Genomic DNA, 17,119 nt, shown 5'->3' on the forward strand with positions numbered 1-17,119 from the left:
CGGCTCGGGCGTCGGAAAGGGCCGGGCCACTATACTTAGCGCACAGCGCCGATTTGATTTCCGGCTTGCGGGCGCTTTATAAATTTCGCTAAAGAGGGGCGCCCCGTCCGGTGTCCATGCGTCGCGCATTGCCGGTTTCGTCATTGAAGGGTGCCGAGATGGTTTCCGTCGGCCGGATCGAGCCGCAGGCGATGCACTTCGCCGAACCGCTGCCGCTCACGAGCGGCAAGCAGCTGAACGACTACACGCTGGTCTACGAGACCTACGGCACGCTCAACGCCGCGCGCGACAACGCCGTGCTCGTGTGCCACGCGCTCAACGCAAGCCACCACGTGGCGGGCGTCTCGCCGCAGGGCGACACCGGCTGGTGGGACAACCTCGTGGGCCCCGGCAAGCCGCTGGACACGAACCGCTTCTTCGTCATCGGCATCAACAACCCGGGCTCGTGCTTCGGCTCGACCGGGCCGACGCACGTCAACCCGGATCCGGCTGCCAACGGACGCGTCTACGGCGCCGACTTTCCCGTCGTGACGGTGGAGGACTGGGTCGACGCGCAGGCCCGGCTCATCGAGCGGCTGGGCATCGCCCGGCTCGCCGCGGTGCTGGGCGGCAGCCTCGGCGGCATGCAGGCGCTCGCGTGGACGCTGCGCTACCCAGAGCGCGTCGCGCACTGCGTGGCAGTGGCGACCGCGCCCAAGCTGTCGGCGCAGAACATCGCGTTCAACGAGGTCGCGCGCCGCGCCATCGTCACCGATCCCGACTTCCACGGCGGCCACTACACCGAGGCCGGCACGATCCCCAAGCGCGGCCTGCGCGTGGCCCGCATGATCGGCCACATCACCTACCTGTCGGACGATTCGATGGAGGCCAAGTTCGGCCGCGCGACGCGTTCCGAGAGCCCCGTCGACGGCGCGCGCCACAACTATTCGACGCAGGACATCGAGTTCCAGGTCGAGAGCTACCTGCGCTACCAGGGCGACAAGTTCAGCGAGTACTTCGACGCCAACACCTACCTGCTGATCACCCGCGCACTCGACTACTTCGACCCGGCGCACGGCCACGACGGCGACCTGTCGGCCGCGTTCGCCATCGCGCGTGCCTGCAGGTTCCTCGTGGTGAGCTTCACCACCGACTGGCGCTTCGCGCCGCAGCGCTCGCGCGAGATCGTCAAGGCGCTGGTGGACAACCGCGCCGAGGTCTCGTACGCCGAGATCGACGCGCCGCACGGCCACGACGCGTTCCTGCTCGAGGATCCGCGCTACCACTCGGTGATGCGGGCGTACTTCGAGCGCGTCGCGCAAGGGCTCGCGACGCGGGACGAGCGCCGGGCCGCCCCAAGCCGGCCCGCGGTCCCCTCGGGCGACGGAGCGCCGTACTCGGCGCGGGAGGGGTCGTCGTCATGAGCGAACGTCGCGACCTCGACATCATCACGAGCTTGGTTCCACGCGGCTCGCGCGTGCTCGACCTCGGCTGCGGCAACGGCGAGGTGCTGGCCCATCTCACGCAGCATCACGGCTGCAGCGGCTACGGCATCGAGATCGCCGACGAAGGCGTGCTCGCGAGCACGCAGCGCGGGGTCAACGTGATCCAGCTCAACCTCGAGGAAGGGCTGGCGCTGTTCGACGACCACAGCTTCGACGTCGTGCTGCAGCTCGACACGCTGCAGCACCTGCGCAACACCGAGAAGATGCTGCAGGAGACGGCGCGCGTGGGCCGCATCGGCATCGTCAGCTTCCCGAACTTCGCGCACTGGCCCAACCGGATCAGCATCGCGACGGGCCGCATGCCCGTCACCCGCGCCCTGCCCTACGAGTGGTACGACACGCCCAACATCCGCCAGACCACCTTTGCGGATTTCGAGGTGCTCGCGCGCAAGAACGGCCTCGACATCCTCGAGTCGTTCGGCCTGCAGGCGGGACGCGTGGTGCGGCGCAAGCCGAACCTGATGGCCAGCGTGGCCGTCTTCAAGTTCCAGCGGGCCTGACTCAGGCCGGCGTGGGCGTCGTCTTCCCGAGCTGCGCCCAGAAGACGACCAGCACGACCCAGCCGACGACGGGCACCAGCAGCATCAGCCACCACCACGGGCTGCGGTCGGTGTCGCGCAGGCGGCGCGTGCCCACGGCCAGGTAGGGCACCAGCATCGCGAGCCAGAACACGCCGCCCAGCGGCCGGTACGCGATGCCCACGAGCGTCTCGATGATCCAGACGAACAGGAAGAACCACCAGAACTCGGAGCGCGTGGCGCAGCCTTCGAAGGTGGCGTACTTCTGCGTGACGCAAGTCTCGACGGCTTCCTGGATCTGCATGGCGCGCGCGCTCCCTTTTTCCCGCTGCTGCTGATTGACCGGCATCGTATCCGGGATGGCCGGCGCTGTGAACGCGTCGCGCCAGCGCGTCAGTCCTCGGCCGGCGGCCCGCCGCGACCCGGCTCCCAGAGCACCGGATCCCCGCGGCGCCGCGGACGCCGCACGGCCCGCTTCGTCGGCCAATGCCAGCTCGGACAACCACAGTCGTCGACATCGCCGCAATCGACGCAGGCGGCAAACTCGAACGCGTCGATCGAGCAGGCATCGCACCCTGAGCAGGACGACGCGTCGACGCAGGAGGCGTCGCACGGCACGTCGCAGTCGACGAAGCCGGCCTGCGCGGACCGCGCGACGAAGGGCCGCGCGCGCCGTTCCTCGGCGACCAGGTGGCACTGCGCCAGCCGCAGCCGCAGGACGCCCAGCCCGCGCCAGGCGCCGTAGCGCGAGATCGCGCGCAGCCCCAGCGTCGAACAGCTGCATGCGCCCAGGTGCACGCGGTACGCGCACGCGAAGCCCTTGCGCGGCGACACGTGGCGCTTGTAGCCGCGGATCGCGGCCAGCAGCAGGTCGCGCGCGAGCTTCATCCGGGCAGCGCCTTCTCGAAGCAGACCGAGACCTCGCTGCCGGCGTAGCGCCCGTAGCCCGGGATGCGCCGATAGCCGTGGCGCTCGTAGAAGCCGACCGCCCGCCCGTTGACGAGCCGGGTCGACAGGCGCACGGCGAGGTAGCCATGCCGCGCCGCCTCGACTTCGAGAAAGCGCAGCACCGCGCTGCCGACGCCCCGCGTGCCGGGGCGCGCGAACATGCGCTTGACCTCGGCGACGTCGCCCTCCAGCGGACGCAGCGCGCCGCAGCCCAGCGCGCGCCCGTGCGCGTCACGCGCGAGCGCGAAGCAGGCGCGCGGGCCGCGCACGTCCGCCACGTCGAACGACGCCTGGCCGCTGTCGCCGGTGATCGCGCCCAGCGCCGCGGACAACTCGGCGACCAGCGCGAGTGCGTCGGCGCCGGCCGGATCCTCGGCCCGCACGTCGATGGGGATCGTCAACGCAGGCGCCGCCACAGCGTCCTCGCGAGCTGGCAAAGCAGCAGGTAGCCGCCGAAATACAGCAGCACGGTCGGCAGCGCCGACCGCTGGAACGCCTCGGCGGCGCGCGCGGGGAGCTGATCCAGCAGGAGACTGGGCCAGTAAAGCAACACGTAGCCCACGCCCGAACGCGGCTCCTCGTCGATCAGGCGCCAGGCCAGCGAGCCGGCCAGCAATGGCGTGGCCACCGCCAGCGCGGCGGAAATCAGGATGCTCAAGCGATTCGGGGCGGGCATGCGCCGTCATTGTGACGTGCATGCCCGCCCCGGGGCGCGGCGAGTGCCCGGCTCACGCGAGCCGGGCGGCCAGGCCGGAATTACTTGGAAGCGGCGTCCGACGCCTTGTGCGCGGCGTGCTTGACGGCGCTGGCGGCCTTGTGCGCTTCCTTGGCGGTGCCGGTGGCGACTTCGGAGGCAACGTGCTCGGTGCCGGTGGCGGCGGCCGACGCGCCCTTGGCGATGGCGTGGCCGGTGGCCTTGGCGGCGTGCTTGACGGCGCTCGCGGCGCTGGCCGGAGCGGTCGCGCCTTCGGCGGCGGAAGCGATGGAGGCGGCGCCGATCAGGGCGGCGGCGATCGAGAGAGTGCGGAAGTTCATGATGTTTGTTCCAAAAGGTGGCCAGACCAACGCGCAGCTGCCGTGCGGCACGCCACAAAGCCGAGGCATGCCAGCAATCAACGCGACACGGTCGAGTTCGGTTGACCGCGCAATTCCTTGCGGATCACGAGCTTCAGCCCCGACCAGACCTCGCTGACCGCACAGACTTTCACATCCACGAAGCCGATAGGCAGCGCCAGCTCGCGGATGGTGTCCTCGGTGACGTCCGTCGGCACCTTCGAGGCCTTCTTCGGCCACGACACCCAGACCGCCGCGGCCGGGCCGATGCGGGGGCGCAGGGCGTCGAGCTGCTGCTTCAGGTCGGCGCGGCGATCCGAGAACACGTGCACGACGTCGACCGCCGCCGACACCGCGGCCTCGAAACGCACGCCCTCGGGCAACGGGGCGAGCCAGTCGCGGTAGCCGTCCGGCGCGTGCAGCGCCAGGACGCGGCTGCCCGCGGCGATGCCCAGCTTGCGTGCCAGCGGCGTGCCCGAGTAGCCGGGGGTGGTCGTGGCCATGATCAGCGGTCCATCAGGATGTCCAGCATCTTGTCGCGATGCAGCAGGAAGTCGCGCGTGATGCGGAAGTGCTCGGTGTCCTCGTAGCGGATCGCCTGCAGGCCGGTCGGCCCGCAGTGAAGGATCAGGGCGTCGGGGTACGACATCAGGATCGGCGAATGCGTCGCGATGATGAACTGCGAATCCTGCAGCACCAGCTCGTGCAGGCGCGAGAGCGCCTCGATCTGGCGCGCGGGCGAGAGCGCGGCCTCGGGTTCGTCCAGCAGGTACAGGCCGTCCGGCCCGAAGCGGTTCTTCAGCAGCGCCATGAAGGACTCGCCGTGCGACTGCTCGTGCAGCGAGCGGCCGCCGTACGACCCGGAGACGCCCAGGTTGTCGACCTCCGTCGCGACGTTGAACCAGCTCTCCGCGCGCAGGAAGAAGCCGTCGCGATGGCGCCGGTAGCCCTTGGCGATGCGCAGGTAGTCGTGCAGCTCGGAATGCGACGCGCGCGTGGCGAAGTTGAAGTTGCGCGAGCCGCCCTCCGGATTGAATTCGAGGGCGATCGCCATCGCCTCCAGCAGCGTCGACTTGCCCGAGCCGTTCTCGCCGACGAGGAAGGTGACCTTGGGATGCAGGTCGAAAGACTCCAGCGCACGCACCACCGGCAGGCAGAACGGATAGGCGTCGAAGCTCCCGACTCGCTCGCGCAGCAGCGTGACGCGGCCGACGAACTGGGTCTGGACGATGCCCATCGCGCGGCGAGTGTCAGGGCTTGGCGATCGCGCCCAGCGAATCGAACGCGGCCGGCTGCCTGGCCTGCCAGGCGGCGATCGCGCGCGCCATCTCGTCGACGTCGAACACGGCGCTTTGAAGAAGCGTCATCTGCTGCAGTGCGTCGGCGGTCGAATGGTCGCGTGCGTGGTTCAGCGCCACCTTGCTCGCGGCAATGGCCAGCGGCGACTTGGCCGCGATGGACGCTGCCAGCCTGCGGGCGTGCGCGACGAGCGCGTCGGCGTCGGCCAGCACCGCGTTGACGAAGCCGGTGGCGAGCGCGCGCTCCGCGCCCAGGCGGTCGCCCGTGTACGCGAGCTCGCGCGCGAGGCCCTGCGGCAGCAGGCGCTGCAACCGCTGCAGCACGCCGAGGTCGGCCGCCATGCCGATGTGGATCTCCTGCACGGTGAAGAACGCGTCGGCCGTGCAGAGGCGGAAGTCGCAGGCCGCGGCGAGATCGAGCGCCCCGCCGACGCACGCGCCCTGCACCGCGCAGACGATGGGGAAGCGCGCGGCGTCGAGCGCATCGAACGAGGCCATGAGGCGGCGCAGCTGGGTCTGGAACGCGAGCCGCCTGCGCGCGCTGCCGGTGTCGAGCATGGCCTGCATCGCGCCGTCGGGGGCGAAGGTGTCGAGCGCCATGCCGGCGCTGAAGTGCTTGCCCTCGCCGCGCAGGATCAGCACGCGCGTGGCGCCGGCGTCGTCGAGCGCCTGCACCGCGTCGCGCAGCGCCGGGAAGAACGCCGGCGCCATCGTGTTCATGCGCTCGGGGCGGTTCAACACCAGTTCGGCGATGCCGCTGGCCGGGTCGGAGTCGATGCGGAAGAAATCGTTCATGGCCCGATGATCGCACTCAGGCGCCGAGCGCGCGCGCCACCGCGGCGGCCGTGCTGGCGTCGATCATCTGCAGCAGCGCGTCGAACTGCTGCGCCGTCGTGATCGTCGCCGGATAGGGCCGGGCGTCGTGCACGACCTGCGAGCGCACGAGCCTGGAGGTGGCCAGGTCGACCAGCGACAGCCGCGTGTAGACGAACGGCGCGACGTAGACGTGCACGTCCGTGTCGTCGCGGCTGAGGCCCTCGCGGCGCGCATAGCGGTAGAAGCCCAGGCCGGCGATCTTGCCGGAGCCCACGCTGGTCTTGCCGTCCGAGATGACCGCGTCGCCGCGCCACTTCGTCAGCAGCAACAGGCGATCCGCGGACTCGCCGCCCACCGCCTGGCGCAGCTTCTCGGGCAGCCTGACGGCGTCGCCGTCGAACCAGTCGTCCTGGTCGGCGTAGAACTCGGGCGCCGAGCCGGCGAGGAAGGACGTGCGCGCCGCCGGATCGGCCGCGGCCAGCCCGGACGCCATCGCCCGCAGCGCCGCCGTCTCGTAAGGCGCGCCGGCCAGCGGCACCTCGGTCGTCCGCGGATGGTTCTGCGTCGGGTCGCTGACGCCGCCGGTCTTCTCGACCATCGACAGCTTGTCGCTGACGAGGGACATCGCCACGTAGCGGCGGCCCGGCGCGGCCGCGGACGCCGCGTCCTGCGCGAGGACGCGCGTCGCCGCGAACAGAGCCGGCAGCGCGCCGACCAGCCATCGTCGTTGCATTCGTCGTCTCCCTGATCGGCGCCTTCTTGCGGCGCCGCGGGCTATTCTGCCGCCGCCGCGGCGACGTGGCGCACGCGCTTGCCGAACAGGCGGTTCGGGTAGTCCTCGCCCTCGATGGTGTAGACGGTGACGCCCAGGTGCTCGTAGCCGCAGCGCGGATAGAACAGCAGCGCCCGCGCGTTGCCTTCCCACGCCGTCAGCCACAGCATTTCGGCGCCGCGCGCGGCGGCGGCCTTCTCGGCCTGGCGCAGCAGGTCGCGACCGACGCCGCGGCCGGTGAAGCGCTCCTGCACGTAGAGCCGGCGCAGCTCGGAGGCGGCGGCCGCCGGCACCTGCGGGTCGCCCGCGCCGTCGCGCACCTGCGAGAAGCCGATCAGGTGCCCGTCGCATTCGGCGACGAGGATCGTCACGCCGGGATCGGCCAGCAGCGCCTCGTAGGCGGCGACGGAATGCAGCTGCAGCACCTCGTTGGCCAGCGCGGGGCGGATGCCTTGCGTCGCGTAGGTGTCGAGGAAGACCTGCGTCGACAGCACGCCCAGGCACAGGGCATCGTCGGCGCTGGCGAGGCGGAAGGTGATGGCGTCGGAAGCGGGCAGGGGCATCGCGGTCTCGGGGTCGTCGTGGCCGCGCAGCATACCCGGGGCTGGTGTCCCACCCGATGGCGGCGCGCCGGCGGCCGGCCTACACTGCCGCGCATGAATCCCGTGATCACCGACGACGGCCTCGCTCTCCACCTGCGCGTCTGGCCCGCGGCCAATGCGAGCCGCGGCGTCGCCGTGCTGGTGCATGGCCTGGGCGAGCACATCGATCGCTACGACCACGTCGCGCGCCGCCTCAACGGGCTCGGCTTCGACGTCGTCGGCTACGACCACCGCGGCCACGGCCGCTCGCCCGGCCAGCGCGGCGGCATGCCGGCCGACGAGTCGCTGTGCGCGGATCTTGGCCGCGTGCTCTACGCCGCGCGCGAAAGCTTCCCCGGCCCGCTCGTCCTGATCGGCCACAGCCTGGGCGGCCTCATCGCCGGCCGCTTCGTGGCCGAGGGCCTGCAGCCGACGCCCGCCGCATGGTGGCGCCCGGTCGACGCGCTGGTGATGTCGTCGCCGGCGCTCGACCCCGGCACCAACGCCGTGCAGAAGCTGCTGCTCGCCGTCGTCGCGCCGATGCTGCCCAACCTGGCCGTCAGCAACGGGCTGAAGGTCGACTGGGTCTCGCGCAGTCCGGCCGTCGTCAAGGCCTACGAGACGGACACGCTGGTGCACGACCGCATCACCGGCCGCGTGGGCCTGTTCGTCGCGCGCCAGGGCCCGGCGGTGATCGCCGCCGCGCCGCGCTGGACGACGCCCACGCTGCTGATGTGGGCCGGCGCCGACCGCTGCGTCTCGCCCGCGGGCAGCGCGGCCTTCGCCGCGGCGGCGCCGCGCGGCGTCGTCACCGTGCGCGAATGGCCCGGCCTGTTCCACGAGATCTTCAACGAGCCCGAGCAGGACGACGTGCTCGCCGTCATGACCGACTGGCTCGCGGCGCGCGTGCCCGAAGCCGTTCACGCGTAGACATTGCGCTCCGACGGCACCGCGCTGTCGTAGGCCACCAGCTCGATCTGCAGCCGCTCCGGCTCGATGACGACGTAGGCGCTGCGCCGGTGCTCGGTGCTGCCGCCGATGTGATCGAGCGGGATGCCGATGGCACGCAGCCGCGCCAGCGCGGCGTCGAGATCGTCCACCACCAGCGCCATGTGGTTGAAGGCGCCGGCGGCGCGCAGCGTGCGGCCGGCGGGCGTCTGGTACAGCGACAGGTACTGGAAGTCGTCGCCGACATGGCGCCATGGATGCGTGTGGCCGTCGGCGTCGTCCCAGGTGCCGGTTCCGCGCACCGACCATTCGGGAACGATGGCCTGCAGCGCGCGGGTGGCGCGGTCGAGGTCGGTCAGCGTGACGTTGAGGTGTTCGAGGCGGCTGGGGTTCATGGCGTTGCTCCGGTTGATGGCGACGAGCCCAGTCTCGGCGCGCGCGCCGGCGCGCGACACGCGCGTGCGCGCCCCGCCGCCCGATGGTTGGTTTGACGGACACGCCACAATCGCGCCATGTCCACGCCCACCGCCGACGCCACGTCCCACCTCGCGCGCAACGTCGCGGCGCTGCGCCACACGCGCGGCCTGACGCAGCAGGACCTGGCCGCCGCCGCGGGCGTGCCGCGCTCGACGATCACCAGCCTCGAGTCCGGCACCGGCAACCCGTCGCTGCAGTCGCTGCTGAAGGTGGCCCACGCGCTGGCCGCGCCGCTCGACGAGCTGCTCGCCGCCCCGCGCGCCGCTGTCCGGCTGTGGCGCGCCGCGGAATTCACGCCGCAGCACAAGGGCCGCGACGTCGTCGTGCGCTCGCTGGTGCCCGAGCCCGTGCCCAACGAGCAGATGGAGCTGATGGCGCTGGGCGTCGGCGCGGTGATGGCCGGCACGCCGCACCTGCCCGCGACGCGCGAGTACTTCACCTGCCTGGACGGCCGCGTCACGCTGGTGGTGGCCGGCGACCTGCACGTGCTGGAGCCGGGCGACACGCTGGCGTTTCCCGGCCACCTGCCGCATTCGTACCTGAACCGGGCGGACGCGCCGGCACGTGGCGTGTCGCTGGTCGTCTGGGCCGGCGCCGGCGCGCGCCCGTTCGCGGACGAAGGCTGAACGTCGCCGGTAGCGAAATCCTCGGTTTCGACGCGGTTCCGCGCCGGGCATCGGCGGCGCGAAAGGCGCAAAATGTGCGTCTACCCTGAACCTCGCCACCCGGCGTGCAGTGGTCGACTTGCCACCCGCGAGTCGTGACGCTGACAACCGCCGCGGTCGCTCCACGGAGTCCGCCATGAACGCCCCCGAACGCCTGCCCGTCCCCGCCCAACCCGACAACGCCGCGCTGAGCGCCTTCTCGGAATCCGCATGGAACGAGCGCATCCTGCCGCAGCTCAAGGACTACGTCGCCATCCCGGCCAAGAGCCCGATGTTCGACGCCGACTGGGAAAAGCACGGCCTGCTCGACAAGGTGGTGCGCGACGCCGCGCAATGGGTCGAAGGCCGCAAGCTCCCGGGCCTGACGCTGGAGGTGATCCGCCAGCCCGGACGCACGCCGGTGATCTTCTTCGAGGTCGCGTCCACGCGGCCGGCGCCGTCGTTCGGCACGCCGCCCACCATCGTCATGTACGGCCACCTCGACAAGCAGCCCGAGTTCAGCGGCTGGCGCAAGGACCTCGGCCCCTGGACGCCCAAGGTCGAGGACGACAAGCTCTACGGCCGCGGCGGCGCCGACGACGGCTACGCGGTCTACGCGGCGGTCAGCGCCATCGAGGCGCTCAAGGCGCAAGGCGTCACGCACCCGCGCATCGTCGGCCTGATCGAGAGCTGCGAGGAATCGGGCTCGGGCGACCTGCCGGTCTATCTCGACCTGCTCAAGGATCGCCTGGGGGACGTGTCGCTCGTCGTCTGCCTCGATTCGGGCGCCGGCAACTACGACCAGCTGTGGCTCACCACCAGCCTGCGCGGCAACGTCACGGGCACGCTGAAGGTGGAGATCCTCACCGAAGGCATCCACTCGGGCGACGCCAGCGGCCTCGTGCCCTCGAGCTTCCGCATCCTGCGCCACGTGCTCGACCGCCTGGAAGACTCCGGCACCGGCCGCCTGCTGCCCGACACCTTCCACTGCCAGATCCCCACGGACCGCATCGACCAGGTCAAGGCCGCGGCCGCCATCCTCGGCGACGAGGTGTGGAAGCGCATGCCCTGGGCCTGCGGCGCCGACGGCGGCCCGACGCTGCCCACCACCACCGACCCGACCGAGGCCCTGTTGAACCGCACCTGGCGTCCGACGCTGTCGGTCACCGGCGTCGACGGCTTCCCCGAGATCAGCAACGCCGGCAACGTGCTGCGCCCGTTCAGCGCGTTCAAGCTGAGCCTGCGCCTGCCGCCGCTGGTCGACGCCAACGAGGCGGCGTCGCGGTTGAAGGCGCTGCTGGAGGACAACGCGCCCTACAACGCGAAGGTCACGTTCCAACCTGACGGCCGCATGGGGGCCTACGGCGCCACCGGCTGGAACGCGCCGTCGCTGGACTCGTGGATGGAGACCGCGCTCAACGCCGCCAGCCAGGCGCAGTGGAACGCGCCGCTGGGCTACATCGGCCAGGGCGGCACGATCCCGCTGATGAACCTGCTGCAGCAAGGCTTCCCCAAGGCCCAGATGATGGTCTGCGGCGTGCTGGGCCCGAAGAGCAACGCGCACGGCCCCAACGAGTTCCTGCACCTGCCGTACGCCAAGCGCCTGACCGCGGCGGTGGCGCAGGTGGTGGCCGCGCATCCCTGAGCGACGGCGGCGCGCGATCGATCGAACGCGCGCCCGTCGACCGCCGGCGCTACGGCGCAGTCATCGCCAGCGCGACGAACTCGCCGGCGAACCGCGCCGCGATCCGGCCGTCGGTTTCCAGCTGCGCCGTCACGCGCAGCCGCGCGCGCCGCATGCGCGCGAGCGTGTGCAGGAAGCGCGGGAACTGCTCGGGCTCGGCCAACGCCGATCGGGCCGTGAAGTCGCCCGCGATCGGCTGCAGGTACTCCATCGAGTTGCCCTGGATGACCAGCCGCGCCGCGACGCCCTCGGCCCGCAGCCGCGTGTGAAGCAGCGACCACGCCGCCAGGATCGCGACGGCCGACGCACTGCCGCCGAACACGGTGTCGCGGTGGTTGATGTTGGGCGCGAGCGGCGCGCGCAGCGTCACGCCGTCGGCGTCCACGGCCAGGACGCCCACCTGCATCGCCGCGGACAGCGGGATGTGGGCGTGCAGGTAGGTCTCGAGCTCGCTCGCGGTCATCGCGTCGGCGGGCAAGCCGTCCTCAGCGCTTGCCGCCCATCACGAGCAGCACGCCGCCGACGACGATGCCCGCGATGCCGGCCCACAGCGGGATCGGCACGGTCTTGGTCTCCTTGACGTTCAACTCGATCGGACCGATCTTGGCCGCGGTGTGGTCCTGCGTGTAGCTGAAGCCGCCGTAGATCAGCGCCAGCGCGCCGAGAGCGATGAGGACGATGGCGATGAGTCGCATGATGAGCCTGGGCATGAGGGCGGTCGAGCCGCGGTGACGCCAGCGTAGCGCGCGGCGCGACCCGGCGGTGTAGGCGCTCGCCGCGCGCTGTCGAGCAACATGCGGGACTCACTCGGCCTCCAGCGAGGCCGGATCGGACACCTCCTCGCCCGGCTGCGGATCGCGATAGTGGTACCAGGCCTCGTGCGGCGAGAACTCGTGGCACGCGAGGCACTGTGTGTGCGGCCACTTCACGGCACAGCCCGGGCAGACGCCGCGCGTCCAGAACGTGTGCCAGACGGTGCCGCACGACGGCGTGCACATCCATCGGCTCTCGGGCCGCGGCCGCCACTTGCAGCGCGGGCACCAGATGTCGGCCTTTCTTTCGCCCATGCCGGCCTCAGAAGCTGACGCAGGCGTCGCTGCTGACGCGGAGCACCGATTCCTGCTGGAAGCGCGTCTTGTACGCCTCGGCGATGCCGGCGATCGCCGCCTCGGATGCCGCGTCCGGCCGGTGGACGATGCTCAGCACCCAGGACGCCTCGCGCACCGCCGCCCCACCGGCCGGCTTCCATTGGCCGTTCGCCGGCCAGGCGGTCAGGCCGTCGGGAAAGCGCGGCGTGACGACCTCGTCGACGAAGTCGCGCCAGTCCTCGGGCGACACCGTGCCGCGCGGCCCCGCCGTTCCGAAATAAAGCAGCTCCGCGCGCATCGCCGCCTGGCCGGGCGCGCAGCGCGACGCGGGGGCGACGGCGCAGCCGGCCAGCGCGAGGACGATCGCCGGCAGCAACAGGCCGGCGGCAAGGCGCGGCGTCACGCCGGCGCCCCGCTCATCTCGCGCTGCATCCACTGCGAGCTGATGGGCCGTCCGTGCTTGTGGGCGTACTCGTCGAACACGCCCACCGCCCGGAAGCCGAAGCGCGCATGCAGCCGGATCGAGGCGTCGTTGGGCAGCGCGATGCCCACCACGGCGCGATGCAAGCCCTGGCAGGCCAGTCCGGCGAACAGCCGCTCGTACAGCGCCGACCCGACCCCGCGGCCGGCCGCGTCGGGGGCGACGTAGATGCTGGTCTCGATCGTGCGCGCGAACGCCGGGTGCGCGCGGTAGGGTTGGCTGCTGCAATAGCCCAGCAGCGACGCACCGTCGCGGGCCACCAGCAGCCGGTGCGGGCCGGTCGCGGCGAAGCCGGCCCGCCACGCCTGCACGGCGGCCGGCGCCAGAGGCGCCTCGTCGAAGGTGGCGATCGAGTGCGCGATGTAGTGGTTGCGCAGCGCGAGCAACGCGTCGTCGTCGCTGGCGGCGGCAGGGGCGATGTTCAAGGCGGATCCTGTTGGCGTGACGGCCGGGCGGCCGCGGCGACATTCTGGACCAGACGGGCCCTGGCGGCGGCGACCGGTCCGTCCGCCGCGCCTGCAGCCTGTCCCCCGAAACGCGACGCCAATCGCTTCGGCCTGACAGCGCGGCAGCGGCCACGTAGAGTGCAAGCATCGACAAGGATCCGTTGGGCACTCGAAAAACATGGCCACCCCCTCCTACAACTCGCCGACGCCGCAGGAACGCTGGCACCGCTTCAGCGCCGCGGCAGTACGGGCGTTCCATCGCTACGCGACCTGGCTGGTCTCGTTGAGCTGGTGGCGCTTCGGCTGGTATGCCCTGCTGCTGATCATCGCGACGGGGCTGCTCCAGAAGCTGCCGCCGTTCAGCATGACCTACTACGAGACCATCGTCGACACGGTGAACCATCGCAAGGCCAGGCACGCGATGCCGATGCCCCCGGCCATGCCGGCATCGGTGGCGCCGCTGCAACCGCTCCAGAAGCCGGAACAACCTGCGAAGGCCGAGAAGCCCGAGCCCGCGGAGTCCGCGGCCGGCAAGTCCTCGAAGACCGTGGACATCCAGCTGCCCGGCATCATCGTCAACACCAAGGATCACACGATCAAGAACAAGGGCGTGAACATCACGTTCACCGGCGACGGCATCCACATCACCAACGACGACGACACCGCCGCGGCCGCGGCGGCGGCCACCGCCGCCTCGCAGGCCCAGGCCGCGCTCGCCGGCGCGTCGGCGGCGAAGGCAGCCGGGGTCGCGGCCAAGGATCGCGCCGAGGCCGCCCGCTACGAGGCGGTGGCCAAGCGCGACGCCGAGCTCGCGAAGGCGCTCGCCGCCAAGGCCGCCGCCGAGCAGGCGCGCGCCCAGGCGCTCGGCGGCACCGCCATGGCCCAGGCCGCGTCGTCCGCCTCGTCGTCGTCGGCTTCGGCGTCCGCGTCCGCGGCGGCCGCGTCCGAGACCGCGGTGGACATGGTCGTCGGCGGCCAGCACATCCACATCAACGTCCCGGCCCACGCGACCTCCGACGAGGTGCGCGACGCGATCGAGGAAGCCAAGTCGTCCATCCTCGACCAGCTCAAGGACGCCGAGGAGGCCAGGCGCGCGGCCGACCAGGAAGCCGCCGACAACGCCAAGGCCGCGCTCGAGGAAGCCAAGGCCAGGAAGCACGACAGCGACTCCGACGACAACGAGGACGACAACGGCACCGACTCCGAAGGCCGCCACACCCGCGAGCACACCGTGCACTACGGCAACCTGCCGATGCTGGCGGTGTGGTGGATCCTGGGCTCGATGCTGATCAAGATCACCTACAAGGGCCGCATCCAGGCCGAGGTGAAGGCCGCCGAGGCCACCGAGACCGCCGAGGCCGAGTCGCTGCGCCGCCAGGTGCTCGAGGCGCGCATGGCGATGATGCAGGCGCAGGTCGAGCCGCACTTCCTGTTCAACACGCTGGCGTCGATCGACCACCTGATCGAGTTCGACCCCAAGCGCGCCAGCCAGATGCAGCGCAACCTCATCTCGCTGCTGCGCGCGAGCATGCCCTCGATGCGCACGGCCACCGACAGCGGCCTGCGCCCGCTCGACCTCGAGCTGGCCGTGGTGCGGCCGTACCTCGAGATCCTCAAGGTGCGCATGGAAGAACGCCTGACGACGGAGATCGACGTGCCCGACGGCCTGCTGTCGGCCGAGTTCCCGCCGATGATGGTGCAGACGCTGGTCGAGAACTCGATCAAGCACGGCCTCGAGCCCAAGGCCGAGGGCGGCCACCTCGCGGTCAAGGCCGAGATCCGCCACGGCAAGCTGTGCGTGACGGTGTCCGACACGGGCCTGGGCTTCGCCGGCGCGGCCGAGGGCAAGACCGCCGGCACGGGCGTCGGCCTGGCCAACATCCGCGAGCGCCTGTCGCTGCTGTACGGCAACAAGGCCGCGCTGACGATCGCCAACAACCCGGTGGGTGGGACGATCGTGACGATCACGGTGCCCTACACCGCCCACACCGAACCCGCCAGTGACGAAGGAGCCAAGGCATGACTTCCTCATTCGACCCCGTCCCCGAGCCCGACGATCGTCCCGCGACGGTCGCGCCCGCCGCCACCGGCGCCCAGCCCGCCGCCGCGACGGCGGCGCCGGTGCCCTACCGCCCGCGCCCGAGCCGCTGGGCCACCGTGTTCCGCTGGTGGCTGGGCCTCAGCGTGGTCGCGTTCTTCGCGGTCGCGCTGTGCGTGTTCCTCGGCTTCCAGCACTCGGATTTCGCGCCGCTGCGCATCGTCATCGACGACGACTCGAGCGGGGGCATCACGATCAACGGGCTGTCCGACGGCGGCCGCGCGCTGCTGGCCGTGGGCCTGGGCTTCGTCGCGCTGCTGTTGCTGCTGCTGATCCCGCTGCTGATCCTGCTGGTGGTCGGCTCGGTGGCGATCGCGATCGTCTGCGGCGTCGGCGTGCCGCTGATCGTGCTGGCCCTCGCGCTCGCGGTGGCGACCTCGCCGTTCTGGCTGGTCGGGCTGCTCGTCTGGCTGATCCTGCGCCGGCGCGACTCGCATCGCTACGCGGCGTCGGCTACGATGGTTGCATGAGCAATTCGAACTCTCCTGAAGCCGCGGCTCCGGTGCGCGGCGTGATCGCCGACGACGAGCGGCTGATGCGCGACCAGCTGAAGGCCCGCCTCGCGGAGGTCTGGCCCGAGCTGCAGATCGTCGGCGAGGCCAAGAACGGCCTCGAGGCCGTCGACCTGGTGGCCGAGCACCACCCCGACGTCGTCTTCCTCGACATCCGCATGCCGGGGCTGTCGGGCGTCGACGCCGCGCGCCGCATCGCGCAGCTGCCCGCCCCCGACGGCGACGATGCCGACGACGAGTGGTCGCTGCCCGAGATCGTGTTCATCACTGCCTACGACCAGTACGCGATCGAGGCCTTCGAGCAGGGCGTGGCCGATTACGTGCTCAAGCCCGCGGAGCGCGAGCGCCTGGGCGTCACCGTCTCGCGCATCAAGCAGCGCCTGGCGCTGCGCGGCACCGACGACGAACCGCCCGCGCCGCACCTGCAGCAGCTGCTGCACAAGCTGGCCGCCAAGTTGAACCCGTCGGGCACCCCGCCGGCGCTCAAGTGGATCCAGGCGACGGTGGGCCAGGCGATCCAGATGATCCCGATCGAGGACGTGCTGTTCTTCATCTCCGACGAGAAGTACACGCGCGTGCAGACCGCGACCATCGAGGCGCTGATCCGCAAGCCGATCAAGGAGCTCGTCGACGAGGTCGACCCCGACCTGTTCTGGCAGATCCACCGCTCGACACTGGTCAACACGCATTGCATCGCGGGCGTGACGCGCGACCTGCGCGGGCGCCAGATCGTCAGCATCAAGGGCAGCAACGAGAAGCTGGAAGTCAGCCGCTCCTACACGCACCTGTTCAAGGGCATGTGAGCGCATGGCGCGGCGTCTGATCGTCGCAGCCCTGCTCGCGCTGGCCGGCCTCCGCCTGCTGGCCTTCGCCGAGCTTCCGGCCTGGGCGATGGGCCGGCCGTTCCACAGCGTGCCGGTGCGGGCGACGATCGTCGACAACGCGATCGAACAGACAGGCAGCGGTCCGACGGCGCTCCGCCTGTGCACGCTGCACTGGCAATACGTCTTCGAAGGCCGCTCCTACGAGGCGAGCTACGCGGCCCAGGACCGGGTGCGACTGTGGCCCGGACCGCGGCAGGTCGGCGACCTGCGCGCGGGCGAGACGATGGACGTCTGGATCGACCCGACACGTCCCGGCAGCGCGGCCCTGCACGAGGACAGGCCGCTGGGCAATGACCTCGGCATGATCCTGCTCGGCATCGCGCTGGTTATCGCAGCCGCCGCCGTGAGCCTGTCCGCCCTGGCGCGACGCCGCGGCTGACCGGGCGC

Annotated in this window: 25 protein-coding genes and 1 riboswitch; of the genes, 9 read left to right on the forward strand and 16 right to left on the reverse strand. The window is 71.3% G+C overall.

The genetic code is table 11. The annotated features are described in order from the left end of the window. Positions 1 to 35 precede the first annotated feature (35 nt). Positions 36 to 113: riboswitch (SAM riboswitch) on the forward strand. 45 nt (positions 114 to 158) lie between these two features. Further along, positions 159 to 1,403, forward strand: a complete 1,245-nt coding sequence (metX, locus tag LPC04_RS23800) for a homoserine O-succinyltransferase MetX (protein WP_275684800.1) — start codon at positions 159 to 161, stop codon at positions 1,401 to 1,403. Beyond that, positions 1,400 to 1,984: a methionine biosynthesis protein MetW gene (gene metW / locus LPC04_RS23805; protein WP_275684801.1), complete on the forward strand. Its 585-nt coding sequence runs from the start codon at positions 1,400 to 1,402 to the stop codon at positions 1,982 to 1,984. The genes metX and metW overlap by 4 nt, the downstream gene beginning before the upstream one ends. Position 1,985: 1 nt before the next feature. Here the strand turns inward: metW and LPC04_RS23810 are convergent, their stop codons facing one another. The 10 genes from LPC04_RS23810 to LPC04_RS23855 all read right to left on the reverse strand — a co-directional run bounded on the left by LPC04_RS23810 (position 1,986) and on the right by LPC04_RS23855 (position 7,452). Further along, positions 1,986 to 2,306, reverse strand: coding sequence for a DUF805 domain-containing protein (locus LPC04_RS23810; RefSeq protein WP_275684802.1), 321 nt, complete (start codon positions 2,304 to 2,306; stop codon positions 1,986 to 1,988). Between the two features lie 89 nt (positions 2,307 to 2,395). Beyond that, positions 2,396 to 2,890: a membrane protein insertion efficiency factor YidD gene (yidD, locus tag LPC04_RS23815; RefSeq protein WP_275684803.1), complete on the reverse strand. Its 495-nt coding sequence runs from the start codon at positions 2,888 to 2,890 to the stop codon at positions 2,396 to 2,398. Further along, complete coding sequence (locus tag LPC04_RS23820; protein WP_275684804.1) at positions 2,887 to 3,351, reverse strand: GNAT family N-acetyltransferase; 465 nt, start codon at positions 3,349 to 3,351, stop codon at positions 2,887 to 2,889. The genes yidD and LPC04_RS23820 overlap by 4 nt, the downstream gene beginning before the upstream one ends. After that, positions 3,348 to 3,626, reverse strand: a complete 279-nt coding sequence (locus LPC04_RS23825) for a hypothetical protein (protein ID WP_275684805.1) — start codon at positions 3,624 to 3,626, stop codon at positions 3,348 to 3,350. The genes LPC04_RS23820 and LPC04_RS23825 overlap by 4 nt, the downstream gene beginning before the upstream one ends. An 80-nt stretch (positions 3,627 to 3,706) precedes the next feature. Then, the gene (locus LPC04_RS23830; RefSeq protein WP_275684806.1) at positions 3,707 to 3,985 is read right to left on the reverse strand and encodes a hypothetical protein; all 279 of its coding nucleotides are present in this window, start codon (positions 3,983 to 3,985) and stop codon (positions 3,707 to 3,709) included. Between the two features lie 77 nt (positions 3,986 to 4,062). Continuing rightward, positions 4,063 to 4,506, reverse strand: coding sequence for a DUF3052 domain-containing protein (locus LPC04_RS23835; RefSeq protein WP_275684807.1), 444 nt, complete (start codon positions 4,504 to 4,506; stop codon positions 4,063 to 4,065). 2 nt (positions 4,507 to 4,508) lie between these two features. Continuing rightward, on the reverse strand, positions 4,509 to 5,234 hold the full coding sequence (locus LPC04_RS23840) for an AAA family ATPase (RefSeq protein ID WP_275684944.1): 726 nt from the start codon (positions 5,232 to 5,234) through the stop codon (positions 4,509 to 4,511). Between the two features lie 19 nt (positions 5,235 to 5,253). Further along, on the reverse strand, positions 5,254 to 6,096 hold the full coding sequence (locus tag LPC04_RS23845; protein ID WP_275684808.1) for an enoyl-CoA hydratase-related protein: 843 nt from the start codon (positions 6,094 to 6,096) through the stop codon (positions 5,254 to 5,256). Between the two features lie 16 nt (positions 6,097 to 6,112). Beyond that, the gene (locus LPC04_RS23850; RefSeq protein WP_275684809.1) at positions 6,113 to 6,850 is read right to left on the reverse strand and encodes a hypothetical protein; all 738 of its coding nucleotides are present in this window, start codon (positions 6,848 to 6,850) and stop codon (positions 6,113 to 6,115) included. A gap of 41 nt (positions 6,851 to 6,891) precedes the next feature. Further along, complete coding sequence (locus tag LPC04_RS23855) at positions 6,892 to 7,452, reverse strand: GNAT family N-acetyltransferase (RefSeq protein ID WP_275684810.1); 561 nt, start codon at positions 7,450 to 7,452, stop codon at positions 6,892 to 6,894. A gap of 93 nt (positions 7,453 to 7,545) precedes the next feature. Here LPC04_RS23855 and LPC04_RS23860 point away from each other — a divergent pair, with 93 nt between their 5' ends. After that, the gene (locus tag LPC04_RS23860) at positions 7,546 to 8,400 is read left to right on the forward strand and encodes an alpha/beta hydrolase (protein ID WP_275684811.1); all 855 of its coding nucleotides are present in this window, start codon (positions 7,546 to 7,548) and stop codon (positions 8,398 to 8,400) included. Here the strand turns inward: LPC04_RS23860 and LPC04_RS23865 are convergent. Continuing rightward, complete coding sequence (locus LPC04_RS23865; RefSeq protein ID WP_275684812.1) at positions 8,391 to 8,813, reverse strand: VOC family protein; 423 nt, start codon at positions 8,811 to 8,813, stop codon at positions 8,391 to 8,393. The genes LPC04_RS23860 and LPC04_RS23865 overlap by 10 nt on opposite strands. Positions 8,814 to 8,930: 117 nt before the next feature. Here LPC04_RS23865 and LPC04_RS23870 point away from each other — a divergent pair, with 117 nt between their 5' ends. Together LPC04_RS23870 and LPC04_RS23875 are read left to right on the forward strand one after the other, a co-directional pair. Then, the gene (locus LPC04_RS23870; protein ID WP_275684813.1) at positions 8,931 to 9,521 is read left to right on the forward strand and encodes a helix-turn-helix domain-containing protein; all 591 of its coding nucleotides are present in this window, start codon (positions 8,931 to 8,933) and stop codon (positions 9,519 to 9,521) included. Between the two features lie 175 nt (positions 9,522 to 9,696). Continuing rightward, positions 9,697 to 11,184: a M20/M25/M40 family metallo-hydrolase gene (locus LPC04_RS23875; protein ID WP_275684814.1), complete on the forward strand. Its 1,488-nt coding sequence runs from the start codon at positions 9,697 to 9,699 to the stop codon at positions 11,182 to 11,184. A gap of 49 nt (positions 11,185 to 11,233) precedes the next feature. Here LPC04_RS23875 and LPC04_RS23880 read toward each other — a convergent pair whose 3' ends face one another. From LPC04_RS23880 to LPC04_RS23900, 5 genes are all read right to left on the reverse strand, one after another. Further along, on the reverse strand, positions 11,234 to 11,701 hold the full coding sequence (locus tag LPC04_RS23880; protein WP_275684815.1) for a YiiD C-terminal domain-containing protein: 468 nt from the start codon (positions 11,699 to 11,701) through the stop codon (positions 11,234 to 11,236). Between the two features lie 7 nt (positions 11,702 to 11,708). After that, positions 11,709 to 11,933, reverse strand: a complete 225-nt coding sequence (locus LPC04_RS23885; protein WP_275684816.1) for a hypothetical protein — start codon at positions 11,931 to 11,933, stop codon at positions 11,709 to 11,711. Positions 11,934 to 12,026: 93 nt separating this feature from the next. After that, on the reverse strand, positions 12,027 to 12,290 hold the full coding sequence (locus tag LPC04_RS23890) for a hypothetical protein (protein ID WP_275684817.1): 264 nt from the start codon (positions 12,288 to 12,290) through the stop codon (positions 12,027 to 12,029). Positions 12,291 to 12,297: 7 nt separating this feature from the next. Beyond that, complete coding sequence (locus LPC04_RS23895) at positions 12,298 to 12,714, reverse strand: DUF3574 domain-containing protein (protein ID WP_275684818.1); 417 nt, start codon at positions 12,712 to 12,714, stop codon at positions 12,298 to 12,300. Then, positions 12,711 to 13,217 carry a GNAT family N-acetyltransferase gene (locus LPC04_RS23900; protein ID WP_275684819.1) on the reverse strand — a complete coding sequence of 169 codons (507 nt, stop codon included), beginning with the start codon at positions 13,215 to 13,217 and terminating at the stop codon, positions 12,711 to 12,713. Before LPC04_RS23900 ends, LPC04_RS23895 begins: the two co-directional genes overlap by 4 nt. Before the next feature lie 199 nt (positions 13,218 to 13,416). Between LPC04_RS23900 and LPC04_RS23905 the strand changes: the two genes are divergently transcribed. Genes LPC04_RS23905 through LPC04_RS23920 form a run of 4 tightly spaced genes read left to right on the forward strand, consistent with a single transcriptional unit; the run spans position 13,417 to position 17,111 of the window. Next, a complete protein-coding gene (locus LPC04_RS23905) occupies positions 13,417 to 15,261 on the forward strand; it encodes a sensor histidine kinase (RefSeq protein ID WP_275684820.1) in 1,845 nt (614 codons plus the stop codon). After that, on the forward strand, positions 15,258 to 15,806 hold the full coding sequence (locus LPC04_RS23910) for a hypothetical protein (RefSeq protein ID WP_275684821.1): 549 nt from the start codon (positions 15,258 to 15,260) through the stop codon (positions 15,804 to 15,806). Before LPC04_RS23905 ends, LPC04_RS23910 begins: the two co-directional genes overlap by 4 nt. After that, positions 15,803 to 16,651 carry a LytR/AlgR family response regulator transcription factor gene (locus LPC04_RS23915; RefSeq protein WP_275684822.1) on the forward strand — a complete coding sequence of 283 codons (849 nt, stop codon included), beginning with the start codon at positions 15,803 to 15,805 and terminating at the stop codon, positions 16,649 to 16,651. Before LPC04_RS23910 ends, LPC04_RS23915 begins: the two co-directional genes overlap by 4 nt. Before the next feature lie 4 nt (positions 16,652 to 16,655). Further along, positions 16,656 to 17,111 (forward strand): DUF3592 domain-containing protein, encoded by a 456-nt coding sequence (locus LPC04_RS23920; protein WP_275684823.1) that lies wholly within the window; start codon positions 16,656 to 16,658, stop codon positions 17,109 to 17,111. The last annotated feature ends 8 nt before the right edge of the window (positions 17,112 to 17,119 follow it).

The organism is Scleromatobacter humisilvae (assembly GCF_023231945.1).
Taxonomy (GTDB): Bacteria; Pseudomonadota; Gammaproteobacteria; order Burkholderiales; family Burkholderiaceae_C; genus Scleromatobacter; species Scleromatobacter humisilvae.